The organism is Holospora obtusa F1, from assembly GCF_000469665.2.
In the GTDB taxonomy this organism is placed as follows: Bacteria; Pseudomonadota; Alphaproteobacteria; order Holosporales; family Holosporaceae; genus Holospora; species Holospora obtusa.
Genome location: NZ_AWTR02000075.1, coordinates 1 through 13,633 on the forward strand (window position 1 = coordinate 1; position 13,633 = coordinate 13,633).

At 34.5% G+C, this 13,633-nt stretch carries 9 protein-coding genes, 1 tRNA gene and 2 pseudogenes; 7 read left to right on the plus strand and 5 right to left on the minus strand.

Annotated elements, in window-relative coordinates; genetic code table 11:
- Positions 1–330: 330 nt before the first annotated feature.
- Together P618_RS04470 and P618_RS04475 are read left to right on the plus strand one after the other, a co-directional pair.
- On the plus strand, positions 331–1,413 hold the full coding sequence (locus P618_RS04470) for an LptF/LptG family permease (RefSeq protein WP_021827831.1): 1,083 nt from the start codon (positions 331–333) through the stop codon (positions 1,411–1,413).
- A complete protein-coding gene (locus P618_RS04475) occupies positions 1,394–2,431 on the plus strand; it encodes an LptF/LptG family permease (protein ID WP_021827832.1) in 1,038 nt (345 codons plus the stop codon). Before P618_RS04470 ends, P618_RS04475 begins: the two co-directional genes overlap by 20 nt.
- Before the next feature lie 414 nt (positions 2,432–2,845).
- Here the strand turns inward: P618_RS04475 and P618_RS09450 are convergent, their stop codons facing one another.
- On the minus strand, positions 2,846–2,983 hold the full coding sequence (locus P618_RS09450; protein ID WP_204365642.1) for a transposase: 138 nt from the start codon (positions 2,981–2,983) through the stop codon (positions 2,846–2,848).
- Positions 2,984–3,238: 255 nt separating this feature from the next.
- Here P618_RS09450 and P618_RS04480 point away from each other — a divergent pair, with 255 nt between their 5' ends.
- The 5 genes and pseudogenes from P618_RS04480 to P618_RS07405 all read left to right on the plus strand — a co-directional run bounded on the left by P618_RS04480 (position 3,239) and on the right by P618_RS07405 (position 6,796).
- Positions 3,239–3,667 carry a hypothetical protein gene (locus tag P618_RS04480; RefSeq protein ID WP_021827833.1) on the plus strand — a complete coding sequence of 143 codons (429 nt, stop codon included), beginning with the start codon at positions 3,239–3,241 and terminating at the stop codon, positions 3,665–3,667.
- Positions 3,668–3,995: 328 nt separating this feature from the next.
- Positions 3,996–4,142, plus strand: a complete 147-nt coding sequence (locus tag P618_RS07975) for a hypothetical protein (RefSeq protein ID WP_156919008.1) — start codon at positions 3,996–3,998, stop codon at positions 4,140–4,142.
- A pseudogene (locus P618_RS09455) lies at positions 4,136–4,375 on the plus strand (hypothetical protein); the annotation flags it as partial. The gene P618_RS07975 and the pseudogene P618_RS09455, both read left to right, overlap by 7 nt.
- 268 nt (positions 4,376–4,643) lie before the next feature.
- Positions 4,644–5,072 (plus strand): single-stranded DNA-binding protein, encoded by a 429-nt coding sequence (ssb, locus tag P618_RS04490; RefSeq protein ID WP_021827835.1) that lies wholly within the window; start codon positions 4,644–4,646, stop codon positions 5,070–5,072.
- A gap of 971 nt (positions 5,073–6,043) precedes the next feature.
- Positions 6,044–6,796: pseudogene (locus P618_RS07405) on the plus strand (IS5 family transposase).
- Between the two features lie 1,177 nt (positions 6,797–7,973).
- Here P618_RS07405 and P618_RS04510 read toward each other — a convergent pair.
- From P618_RS04510 to P618_RS04525, 4 genes are all read right to left on the minus strand, one after another.
- Entirely contained in the window at positions 7,974–8,495 is a 522-nt protein-coding gene (locus tag P618_RS04510; protein ID WP_024161212.1) for a hypothetical protein, read from the minus strand.
- Positions 8,496–9,504: 1,009 nt separating this feature from the next.
- A tRNA-Cys gene (locus tag P618_RS04515) sits at positions 9,505–9,575 on the minus strand.
- 249 nt (positions 9,576–9,824) lie between these two features.
- Complete coding sequence (locus P618_RS04520) at positions 9,825–11,915, minus strand: ATP-dependent DNA helicase RecG (RefSeq protein ID WP_021827841.1); 2,091 nt, start codon at positions 11,913–11,915, stop codon at positions 9,825–9,827.
- A gap of 33 nt (positions 11,916–11,948) precedes the next feature.
- Positions 11,949–13,331 carry an NTP transferase domain-containing protein gene (locus tag P618_RS04525; RefSeq protein ID WP_156919009.1) on the minus strand — a complete coding sequence of 461 codons (1,383 nt, stop codon included), beginning with the start codon at positions 13,329–13,331 and terminating at the stop codon, positions 11,949–11,951.
- Positions 13,332–13,633: the final 302 nt, after the last annotated feature.

Consider the following 13,633-nt stretch of genomic DNA (forward strand, 5'->3'; position numbering starts at 1 on the left):
GACTTATCAAATAGTCGCTATAAATATCAAGAAGATCCAGTTTCATTTTTTGTCCTTAAAAACTTATGGACGAAAAATATGATTATTTCAAGCAGAAATCAACTATTGCTGCGTAACATCAGTAAATTTACTATAATTATTACTGATACACTAAAACTTGGATGGACTCACTGTTGATGTAATTTTTGTCTATATTACAAAACATTGAATTTAGTTCAAGATCAAATTATTACATTTCTCGAGTCTCAACGCATTTTATACGTACCAGTATGCAGGAACGTATAAATTTGTTATTATGACAGGCATCGGATAGACGGGTGTGTTTTATTATTGAAGCAATTTCAAAAATATATTTTTCGATCATTATTTAGGTACACTAGTTTTTTTTTTCTTGGACTGAATTCCCTTACTTGGTTTATTCAATTTTTTAAGATTAGCAAAGGTATCTCTGCTGGAGTGTCTTTACTAGAGATCTCACTAGTGTCTTTCGTAAGCTTAATTCCCGTGATGTATTATACTTTACCTATGGCGTTGATGTTGTCTTGTATCTATCGATACGCGCATTTTGTACAAGATAGAGAGCGAGATATTTTGTATAGTGCAGGAATAGCGCCTTGGAGTTTGGCATGGCCTGGTGTAAAAATTTCTTTGTATTTCGTAGGCGTCTTGTATAGTATAAGTTTTTGGGGAGGACAAAAAATTTCACGCTATCTTCAAATCAAAGAGCAAAAATTAAAGCAAGTTTTGCCTCATCATTGGTTGACGCCTGGAATTTTTTTTTCTATTGGAAATACAACGCTGTATATACACAACAAACGAGCTGATGGAACGTTAGAGGGAGTTTTTTTGCATGATCCCAAGCCCAAACGCACGTTAGTGTTTTCTGGAAAATACGGTAATATTCAGCAAGATCTTCAAGATTTTATCTTTACTCTATACCACGGAACTTGTCATGTCGTTGCTCGCCAAGAGCGCAGAGCTCCGCATGTAATGTCGTTCAAAACATATACAGTCAGAGTGCCTCATCATAAAAAAATTTCTTTGCTTTCCGTAAAACCTCAAAGTGTTTCCTTTTTAAATCTTTGGAGACGGGTCCAAGAAAATTCTCCTGAATTGCCTTGGGTAAGAGAGCTTTATACACGCTGCCTAACACCTTTGTGGATGATTCCCGATGTTTTGTGGATTACTTGGGTTATTCTTACTTTATGGAATGTTAATGTTAAAGGATATTATGGATACCTTATTTTATTTTCTGGATTAATTGGTTTGCAAGCTATACCTTTAAGGGCGGTATGTGTTTGGAATTTTTGGGAAGGATGTGCACAAATTTTTTGGTGTATTCCCGGTATTTTGTGGATTAAGTTAATTTTTGTAAATCGAAACGGTGAAAAATATGCTTTCAATAATTCTTAAATATAACACAAAAAATTTTTTAAAATCTTTTGTTTTCGTGCTTTTGTTTTTCTTATTTTTTTCTTTTGTGATTGAATTAATATTTATAAAAAAAAATCTTATCGTTAAAACAACATTTGAGGATCAATACGAATATTTGTTTTTAAAAGTTTGTATACTTGTTAATAAGCTTTTTCCTTTCATTGTGTTTTGTTCCGGTGGTGTGTGGATATTTCGATTGAAAAAATTACGGACATGGTCTATTTTTCAGTGTTCTGGCGCATCTATTCTTCAAGTTTTAAAAGGTCCAGTTTTGGCAGTTATTCTAATGAGTATGTTTGAATTATTTTATTGGGGACCGTGGTGTCAAAATATGATGGAAAAAGTTTGGATAATACAAAAAAAAGAAAACTATTGGATGCAACCTAAAGCACGGTGGAAATTTTTTCAAACACCTGAGAAGGTAAGCTATATTTTTTATATGCCAGGAGAACATATAGAGCTATTTTCTTTCAATAAGGATTTTATTTTGAAAAATTATTTGTGTGCCGAAAAATTTTCTATTTCTTCAAATTCTTTGCATCTTCAGCATATATGGTCTATGCCTATTGATCAATATCCAAAATTTTTAAAAACCTTAATCGTCAAATTTCCTTTATTTTTACCTGGTCATACACCGAAAAAACATCCTTTCTTGATGTCTTTTTTAGAACTTAGTGCATTATCTAGGAATACATTTTTGTCTCAGACTATTTTATTAAGGCGCCAATATTTTTTATCTAATACTGTGTGGTTTTGTTTACTACTTCCTTTTTCTTCTGCAATATTATCTGGTTATCATCGTTCTGTTTATCGTTACATACCTAAGATTTTTTTTGGATCTATGATATGTTTTGTGCTATTTTTAGCAAAAGAATGGAGCTGCATCATAAGTTATTCTATGACAGGGCATGCTTTAAGCTATCTTATTACGTGGCTTGTTCCTTTATTAACCGCATTTTTAACGTTAGTTTTGTGGATAACTCACTCAGAGTTATAGTGAACAAAATAGACTCTTTGCATAAGTCTATGGCTAACCCGTTCTAAAATGGCACAATTGTTTCTAAATAAGACATTAATCAAAAATGAGAGCTCATGAGGTGCCCAATAAAATTTAGAAATAAAATAATGAAGTGGTATGAAGTATTAAGAAATAGAACAAAAATACAAAGTCTAAATAAGAGCTTTGAGTAGATGGAGAAAGGGAATAATGCCTAAAGTACTTAAAAATATTTCTGGGATGCCATTTATAAATTTTTAATCACTGAAAAAGTATCAAAGTAAAGAAAGAAAATATAAAGAAACAATTTTTAGAAAGAGTTTATTTCATCGAGAGCACAATGGCGTATGGGATTTGAAAGAATGCGGCAATAGCTTCGTAAAATTTATCAAACTGGTTAATTTTGTTCTTAACTCATCTTTTCATATTAGCCCAAAATTTTTTTATTGGATTCAAATCGGGTAAGTATGGCGATAAAAAGATGACTTGACAACCTACAGATTCGATCAACTCTTTTGGTCTTTGTGAGCTATGAGATGCAGCATTATCCAATTTGTCCAGGTTCTAATTCCTTAATCAATACCTCTTTTACCTAAGCTTCAAATAATTTTGTATGACAAGAACCATTAAATACCCTAAATGTTTAGTTCCACATTCTTATGGTACAACCTATAAGGAACTAAAGGAGGCTAATTTATGGGAAGTATACTGCATAACAATGCCAAGACGACGCTTCGAGTCCGAAAAGAAATATAAAACTCTGTAGAGGTCACCGCTAAAAATAGCAAAGCGTCTGGCCCTTCAGTTTTGAAGTGGAAGAAAGCCTGTTGTGTTGAATATAAATTTTCTGGCCCTGCACAGCCAAAGCATTTATATCTGCAACAGAAGCAAGAAATTGTGTGTGAATTCAGGCGCGTTTCTAAGCTTCCGCTTAATGATGTTTATAGTGCTTTGAAAAAAAAGATTCCCAATCTCATGAGCTTTAATCTGCATCAATGCCTTAAAAGAAATGGTCTAAATGCCTTAGCCAAAGAAGAGTCGGCTCTTGAAAAAAAATTTATCCCTTTGGATTTGTTCATATTGACAGTACAGAAGGTCCGCACAGATCAGAAAAATGCGACCTTTTTATGGCCATTGATCGGGCCACAAAGTACGTTTATGTCGAGATGCATTCAAAGATGTCGGTTAACGAGTCCGGTGCATTTTGAAAAATCTGATCGCCCATTATTCTTTTAAAATAACGAAAATTCTCACAGATAATGGGGCGCAATTTACCTATAAACTGCTTGCGCAACACCTGAAGCCAAAAAACAAAACGCACCCCTTTGATGTGATGTACAAGGAGCATAACATTGAACACAGGCTCACCAAATTCAAGCATTCTTGGACCAACGGTCAGGTCGAAATCATCAACAGGATCCTCAAAGACTACACAATAAAGGCTTATTTTTACAAAGATTAGCTAAGGCATTATTCTCCTTCTATTATATACAGATGGCTGGTGGCAGAAATGGAAAAATACAAGAATCTGAGCTTTCAGGTAACATTCAAGCGGTGAAATTTGATGAAACGTGGTGTTTTTTCCAAAAAAAGTCAAAAACTCTGGATTATCAAAACCGTTGATCGTAGCACACGGAGAACTGTTGCTGGGTTACAGGGAATCGTGATGCCGAAACGTTCAAACGATTTTACAAAAAAGTCAAACATCTGAAAAATTGCACATTTTATACTGATAACGGTGATACTTTCTCTAAAGTTCTACCAAAAAATTGCCATAGTATTGGAAAATCAGGAACTGTATGCATAAAGAAAGATCATAGTAATACAAGACATCACCTAGGACGAATGACGAGATGTACTAAAGTAGTTTCCAAGAAGGGAATCCCCTATGGTATACGGATCAATCAAGCTTTGATGTGCGCTTACGACACCAGAAATCTTTAATCACTATCAAAAAACACAGCTATCTATCTCTAGGTAAAACCTCTCTTATAATGATTAAAAACTCTAGTCTGATATCATGATTATTTTTTAAATTTAATCTTTTATCCAGAAAATAATTTAAAATTTCTAAAATAATAGGAGCATAGAAACGTTTCTAAAATTTAAGTATTTTTCTAGAATAAAAAGCGTCTAGTAAGACAAAATTTAGCAGTTTACTTTTATTGTAAAATCGTATAGGATTTAAAAATATAAGAAAAAGAGGAAAAATGTGAGTCTTAATAAGATTATCCTAATAGGTAATTTAGGTCAAGATCCTGAAATTAGATTGATGCCAGATGGAAGTAAAGTTGCTAATTTTTCTATTGCTACATCAGAGCGATGGAAGGATAAAAATGGAGAAATAAAAAGTATTACCGAATGGCATCGTGTTGTCGTGTTTAACCCTAAGTTAGCCTCGATTATTGAGCGTTACTTTAAAAAAGGAAAGAAAATTTTTGTTGAAGGGGGGATTCGTACCAGAAAATGGATAGATAAAGAAGGGAAAGAGCAAAAAATTGTTGAAGTCGTTGTTCGGTATCAAGGAACAGTAAAAATGTTGGATGGGAAAGGCGATGAGGAGCGTGAATTTGGGAATACGTTAAGCTCAGTAGAAGAGCATGATTTTCACTCTATAGAAGAAGATGAAGTTCCTTTTTAATAATTTAGTTAAAATATCTTAAGACACACTTTTTGGATAGGGAATTATTTTCTGATTTTGGGGGATTGCTGTAGTTTTGTTTTTAGAATCTGAGTGAGTAAAGATAATGTTTGGGTAAGACAATGATCAAATGCATTTTTAGAGTTTTATGACAAAATGTCTTACCTGACTAAGTTAATTAAGAAAAAATGATTCGATGGGGTGTTAAATGGACCTTCTACGCAAGTCTCCGTTTACTCTTCAAGAAAACTTTTTTCCTCCGCGGTCTTTCAAAGCTACTGTTCATGTGTAAAAGCCACAGTTCATGTGTACGATTTCTGAAACAAGTGTGTGTTGCGGTAGTAATCATTCATTAACCTGATGCGTAAGTGCTCCCACATCGAATTTACGCTGTTCTGGTGTACTTTGCGCATGGGAAACCGTTTTTGAGATTCACGATTCCAGAGATAGTATAAAATTTGATGAAGTAGCATTGTTTTGATATCGATGGGGACATACCCTTGAATATCTTAATATGGCTACACATGCGTTCCACAACGCCCCGAAAACGAGATAGTGCTGCAGTGTATAATAGCAGTGTATAATAACTTTAAGTTAAAGTTTAAAAACAAGGCAACGCACGACACTCAGTTAATCGAAAGTTTTAAAAACAAGGCAACGCACGACACTCAGTTAATCGAAAGTAGAGATTCTCGAATAGATGATCTTAGAATTTTATTTTAGAGATCTCACGTATTTTTCGCGAACTTCAACTTAAATTTACTACATTTTTTCTGTCCAGAGGATTGTTTGTGGTGGATTTATAAGGAAACTCTGCATTCGAATAAAGCTTATCGATCCATCCTGATAGCCTGAATCTATAAAAAACTGGTTTTTTTTGTTCCGCCTTTAAAAGACCTTAGATAGTGTGGTCACGAGATAGGAAGTATGATATAAGTGATGCAGTTGTTTCATGAATGCATAGGTATTATATGTCAAAAGCCCATCGTCACCACGATATTTCAGACCGCGTATAGAGTTGTGTTAGAGCCTCATTGACCAGGACGAGAAGGGGGTTGGGGCGGGAGAGCTAAAAGATAATCGCCAATGTATTAATGCCATTTTTTGGATCTTAAGGACAGGAGCGCTATGGCCAGATTATGGAAGCTGGAGCAATACGCACCGTCGTTTTATCAGATGGAGAGACAAAGGTATCTGGGAGAAGTTGCTCGAAGAATGAGTTGATGTTCCGGATTATGAATGGCTGATGATTGATGCAAGTCACATCAAAGCGCATCCTCATGCAGCCGGTGCGAAAGGTGGAAATCAAGAGATGAGCCGCTCAAAAGGGGGCTTAATACAAAGGTACATCTGGCCGTGAATGCGCATGGTATGCTGCAGTCAGAATCATTATTACAGACGGTACCACGGCTGATTGCACGCAAGCTTGGCAATTGATAAGCGGCATCGCAGCCGAGTATTTACTCGCAGACAAATATGATAGCGATGCGAGTGTTGCTCAGGCCCAAAGCCAAGGCATGACCGTAGTCATACCTCCAAGAAAAAACCGAAAAGTTCACAAAGGCTATGATAAAGATTTATACAAGTTGCGGCATCTTGTTAAAAATGCATTTCTCCATCTCAAGCGCTGGCGCGGTATTGCAAGCCGTTATGCGAAAAATGTCAGATCATTCTTGGCAGCAGTACAAATTCGATGTATCGCTTTATGGGCTAATATCTCGTGACTACACTATCTAGGTGTCTTGCGCGATCCGAGATGAGTTTTTTAAATGTTCGCGGTGCGCCCTTGATGTGTTACTCGTATTTTCAGTTTTTAGTGTTGAGTGTGTGGTGTTTTTTCACTTAAATCATAGGAGATCGCGCCTTTAAGGGCATTTTATGAAGCGTTTTGCGACATAGATCATCACGCTTTTTCCCCTTCTTCGACCGTTTTTTCCTTTGAAAAATCACCATATAGTCAATTAAGCGAAAAACAAGTGTGATTTCTAGAAAAAAATTCTAAGATCGTTACCTTCTATCTCTGAGCATCGTGCTTTACCTTTATTCAAAAACCTCAGCTTAATTTACCATCTTCCATATTCCAAAAAGACGCGATCATGTCCTAGGTTTTGTGAACAAACTTAGCCAAGACCAAAATAAAGATCACTGACAAAAAATAGAGCAGCACGAAACGCGAGAGCAATCATTTTGAGGAAAGAAAAGGTTGTCCGAAATCATTCTATTTTTTCAAAAAAACAGGCGATGTTTAGGGCATAGAAACGTGTTATAGGAAAAGATCTTGCCTGAACAAAGCATGTTATTATGATGATGAGATATAGTATGACGTTTTTTTTCTGCCTTGTCATAGGACGGATAAAAAAAATCCAAGAGCATCGTACCCACATAGATTTTTTTGATGAGTTTTTTCGTATCGCGGCTAAAAGTTTCTTGATCTGGGCTATTTCTTCCATACTAAAAGAAAAGAAGAGGAACCATCTAATTCCTCATTTTTTAATTATAAAATCACTGAAACAAAATAAATAGTTGTAATGAAAAGGTGCAGAGTATCTTTATCATGGACGTGTATTTGTCTTTATTTCACTTAAGTAACACACAAAGAGCGTATTTAACTTTTCAGTAATCAACTTTTTTATCATAAAGAAGCTTTCACTTTCTCCTAAATTATTTTAATATCTTATTTACAGAACCAGTACGAAAATAAATTTTAATTATAATTTTAAAATATTTTATTTAAATAAAAAAACATAAACGTAGGGAAGGAAATACAAAACTTTAATATTCCCATCCATTAAATCAACTTAAATTTTTTTTATCATAGTGAAGACGCAGTAACATACTTTTAATACTTGCGTTACTTATTAAAAAAAATTAGTAATATTTACTTCGAAAATCACAGTTTAGCTAATGAACTTTTCCTCCAGATCCTTCAAAGCTTTCTGCCTCTGAACCTGAGGTGCATGTTTCAGCTGCCGGAGAAGTATTGTTACGGGCATTCAATCGACAAATAACATCTTCGGATGGATAACTATATGCTGCTCCGTGTCCCTTACGTGATCTTCCTGCAGATTTTCTTTTTTTTCGAGATTTTTTACCTACTTTTTTCTTTCCTTTTTTCTTTCCTTCCCCTTCTGCAGCGGCTCCAGCTGGCTTCTGCGCATTAAGATCTGCTGTTCCTGCCTCGGCATTGCCATTCTGATCAGGCGATTGCGCAGCAGCTTTGTCTTCCAAAGCAGGTGCGGTTGCTTCTGGGGATGCCGCTACAGAAGGATCCGATGTCGCAGCAACTGGTTGTTGAGCAGGTGCCGGAGCAATTTCTTGCGGTGCAGACGGATTAGCTTGCTCTTCAGCAGACCAACCTTGAGAAGGAACTATAATACCTAAACTTAGTGCGAAAAATAGGATATTTAAAGAACTTCCTTTCATAAATTTAACACTCCATTGGTTACACGTGATACCTAACATTATCATTACGCAAAACTTTAAAAAAAACGACAATATCAAGTGCTTAAACTCCACATTCGTATGTATAACACAAAAATTACAGATGCGAAAGGGGTGTGTAAGAGGCTATTTCAATGAAAAAATACATAATTTTTTCAAGCAGACCCGAATTTTTATATTGTTTGTAGTTGAAAAAATAGTAATACCACAAAAACAGGGAATTCAGAATATTTTGGAAGATCAGATTACGTTATAATTTAATTTTTTTGAAAAATCAGTAAAATTAAGATTAAATAATATTTTGATTTTTGATTGTATTTAAAAACAAGCACAAAATCTAGATAAAGAATAATAAAAAAATTTTTGAATTTTTAATAAAAGAGATCTAAACGTAATAAAATACATGTAAGACCGCTCAGAAAGAAGAAAGGAAAAAATTTACGCAATAAGTCCTGTGAATAGGAGATATCAAAATTTTTATCTCACAAAATCTATAGTAAATTAAGTGGACGTTTGCACAAAAGTCGATTGTTTCTAGAAAAAAAATCTAAGGTCATATAGTCCAAAATTTCTTTCTTCGATCAGTAAGTGCGCGCTCTTCCTTTATTCACAAACCTAAAATTAATTGACTAAATATTTCATAAAGAAAAATTAAAGACTTAATTTAATGCAGAGTATTTTTTCTTTATTTGCCTAATTACAGTTTAACAAAAAACGTTTCTTCAAACAAAAATAAAATTTAGATTTTTTTTCTAAATAATTTTTAATTTACGATATTTATTTGGATTTAGGACCGTTATTAAGAACATCAAAATACTTTACTTTCTAAATTTATCTGTACTATAACTTAGTCTTTTATTGACACAAAACATTTGTAAAAAGATCATAAAATTCTTTATCTTTATGTTTAAATTTTGTCCTGTAAGACAGTTTTATATTTATTTTTATTGTCTAAAATTTTATATTACTTCTTGTCTATATCAAAAACTTGAGACCGAGACCGGAATTGAACCAGTATAAAAGGATTTGCAGTCCTCTGCATAACCACTCTGCCACTCGGCCGATATTTAAATTATAATCATCACAAGAATCAATTACAAGCCCCTTACTTAAAAATAAAACTTTTTAATTAAAGCTTCTGCGTAAATATCTCTATTGAATGGAAAAATTGAATGGGAAAAAAATTTAAAAAATTTTTATAAAATCGAATAAATATTTTCATAAATATTACGTGAATTATGAAAAATAGTTATTTTTATTTGTTTTTTTAAATTTTGTTTAGTAAAATTTAAATCCGATTGTGTTTGTATGTTATCCTGCATTCCATAAATCTAAATGATGATATCCAAATAGTTTTAATAGTAAAGAAACGCTTTCCTCATTTTGACTTTTTAAAGTTTCAGATAACTGAATAGCCAATTCAAGTAAATGCTGGTGCTCTGAAAGATTTGCAAAATAATACTCGCTATTTCCGCTTTGCCTTAACCCACACAAACTTCCAGCTCCTCTTAAACGCAAATCTTCTTGCGCTAAAACAAACCCATCATGGCAACGTTTTAATAATTTTAATCTTTCAAATCCAAGGCTTGAGGTTGTTTTTCCCCATATCAAAAAACACTGTCCTTTGACTAAACTTCTCCCAACGCGCCCTCTAAGCTGATGCAATTGCGCCAATCCGAATCGTTGACTTTCTTCAATAATCATTGTACTTGCGTGATCTACATGGACACCTACCTCTATGGCCGTCGTAGATACAAGAACTCCTAGTTCTTTTTCAGCAAAAGCTCTTAATACGGCTTCTTTTTCTGACCACGGAAGCTTTCCGTGAAGCATACCTACTTGATTTGGAAAATGAGCCAGTAAATCTTGATGTCGAAAGATAACTTTTCCAAAATTTTCTTCATCCTCTTTTTCAATCCACGGACAAACCCAATATACAGCTTCTTTCCTATCCAAGCATCGCTGAATTAAAAGATATAATTCAGAAATTTTGTTCCAACTCATCATATATGTTGTGACAGGAAGTTGTTCGGAGCGCTTTTCTAAACGACTTACTGAAATTTGTCCCCATAAAGTCATCTCTAAGGTGCGAGGAATAGGTGTTGCACTCATAAATAATGTATGAGGCAAGTTTTTCCCTTTTCGCACAAAATCAAGCCGTTGTAATACACCGAATTTATGTTGTTCATCTACAACGATTCCGGCTAATGCATCAAAAGAAGCGTGTTCTTGAAATAACGCGTGAGTTCCTACAATAACATCTCCCTTGAGACGTTTTTTAGAAGATCCGGTCCACAACGCAACTTCTAATCCCGTTCCTTCTAAAAGTTTCTTTAACGCATTGGCATGTTGATGTGCCAATACTTCTGTAGGGACCAAAATACCTCCTTGATGTCCAGAAGTTGCAATCTGAACAAGCATTAAAAAAGCCACAATACTTTTTCCACTCCCCACATCTCCGTGTAAAAGGCGCATCATGGGGTGCTGTTCGAGCAATTCTTGTTGAATTTTACTCCAAGCTTCACATTGACTTGAAGTTAACGCACGATTAAAGCGACGCAAAACATTGTCAAGAATTTCGGAGTTTCCAAAACATACGAGAGATTTTCTGTGAGCATACCCTATTTTTAATTCTTTTAAACCCAATTGTTGAGCCAAAAGTTCATCTAATACTAGCCGTTTAAATGCCATAGATTGATTAATATTTTTAGGATCTTCTAAAGGAAAATGAATACAACGAAATGCTTCTTTTTGAGAAGGCATTCCATAAATTTCTGGTATCCAATCTTTTATATGGGGATAGATTAAAAAAATACGTTGAAGAACGCTACGTAAAAATGCGGATGTAATACCGTATTTTAAAGGGTATATAGCACGATATTCACGTTTATTTTCAACGCAATATTTAAACAGTTTAGGATGCTTTATAACATATCCTTCCCCAGACCGCTCTAATACTCCTTCTGCAGTATAAGATTTGTTAATAATCAGAGGATATAAAGGCTTTTTAAAAAAAACAAGCATCAACTGTTCTGATTTTTTACATAAATTTTGATTTTTTTTCTGAGAGAGCTCTTCTTCCTGATAAGGTAGTGTTCTTTCATCTAAATTAAGTACGTGATAATCAGAATTTTTTTTAAAAAATGGAACAATAATCGTACAATGTACTTTATAAGGAACGCGATCTTCTAATGATTTAATCTGAACACCAAGACGTATAAGACCAGGCAAATTTAGGGGGTCTATCGTTGATGCACACGTCTCATATCCACAAGGAACGTAAGCAAGGATATCCCAAAATGTTTTTAATCCTAACGATTCTAAACGTTCTGTCCAAACGGTGCCAATTCCTTTTAATGCGCTTAACTTTTGAGAAAAAAACGCTAATGCTTCTAAAGTCAAAATTAACGTCTCCTACTCAAACTACGAAAAAACTTACGAATTATTTTTTTCTATTTTTTTAGATCTTAACGGACGATTTAAGTGGCGACTGTCCTTTGATAACGCAACGTTGATTTGACGGCTTCTGGATACAGACAGCGTATTTTCAGGTACGTCTTCTGTAATGACGCTACCTGCGCCTATCGTAGATGAAGCTCCCACAGTTAAGGGGGCCACTAACATCGATCCGGCTCCAATAAAAGCTTCTTTTTCAATAATTATTTTTTTCTTGTGAGTTCCATCATAGTTGCAACTGATCACTCCCGCGCCAATATTGACGTCTTTTGCAATCTCAACATCTCCTAAATATGCAAGATGTTTTGCTTGACTGTAGTCATCTAAAGAAGACCTGGTCATTTCTACAAAACTCCCTACACAGCTTTGCTTTCCTAAAAAGCTCCCTTCTTTTATATGTGCAAAAGGGCCGACCTGAGATTTAGCACCAATGCGTGTATGTGTTAAACGGCAAAAAGGAAAAATAATCGCCCCTTCTTCCACAATTACGCCTGGTCCGAACACATTAAACGGATGCACTTGTACATCTTGAGAAAAAGACGTATCCCAAGATAACATTACAGAAGAAGGGTCAAAAAACAAAGCTCCTTGCTCTTGTGAGCGCACTCTCCAACGTTTTTGCAATACTTGATACGCACTCTGCCAGTCTTCCTTTGTATTGATGCCTAAAAAATTTTGGGAATCTTGACTGACGACTAATCCAATGTTTGCACTCTGCTGATACGCTATACGTACAAAATCTGTTATATAATATTCCTGAATTTCCTCATAAAAAGGCATCATATTGATCCAAGACAAGGCTTTTTCAGCAGAAATTTTCATCACTCCAGTGTAGCATAACGGCATATTTTTCCAAGAAATATCAGGAGTATGTTTATGCTCTTGAATGGCAACAACATCTCCTGAATCGTTTGTGATGATCTGTCCATAGCGACGAAAAACATCAGGATACATGGCTAAAAGTGTTAAGTCGTGAGGATCTTGTAAAAATACGTTCAGATCCTCTGGCTGTATCAAAGGGCAATCTCCCATCAATACTAGAATATCTTGGTGAGACAAATCACCTTTATGCTTCTTTAAAAATTTTTGAAATGCAAGCTGAAAAGCATGACCGGTTCCTAATGCGGGATCTTGTGGAACCAGAGCACATCCTAAAGGCCATGTTGGGGATTTCAACAGTTTTTCGGAAGTTACAATATAGATATCCTCAAGCAAGACAAAATGTTTTGCCAAATCTACAACATATTCTATGACTAACTTTCCTCCCAAATCTTGAAATAATTTAGGAACACTACTTTTGAAACGAGAAGAATTTCCTCCTGCGCAAATAAATACGCTTAACCCCATAATGCTCCGCCACAATTTAGTATTTTGTTGTTTAAAAAATATGAAATTCTTTTCAAAAAGTCAATGGCACTCAGTGACTAAACCAATGAATATGAGCTATTTTATATCGTCATTTAGGTTGAATTAGATTCGATTATTTGTAATAAAGAAAATAAAATGACCAAAAATTACAAAAACAACTTGAGATAAAGAGAAAAAGAGTATTTAAATTCAGGTAAAATATATTAAATCAATTTTAGATACATGAATTAAGCTATATTTAAGAAAAAATATCAATCTCCTATAGTCAATATTTTCGGAAGAAAGTCATAGAGCTT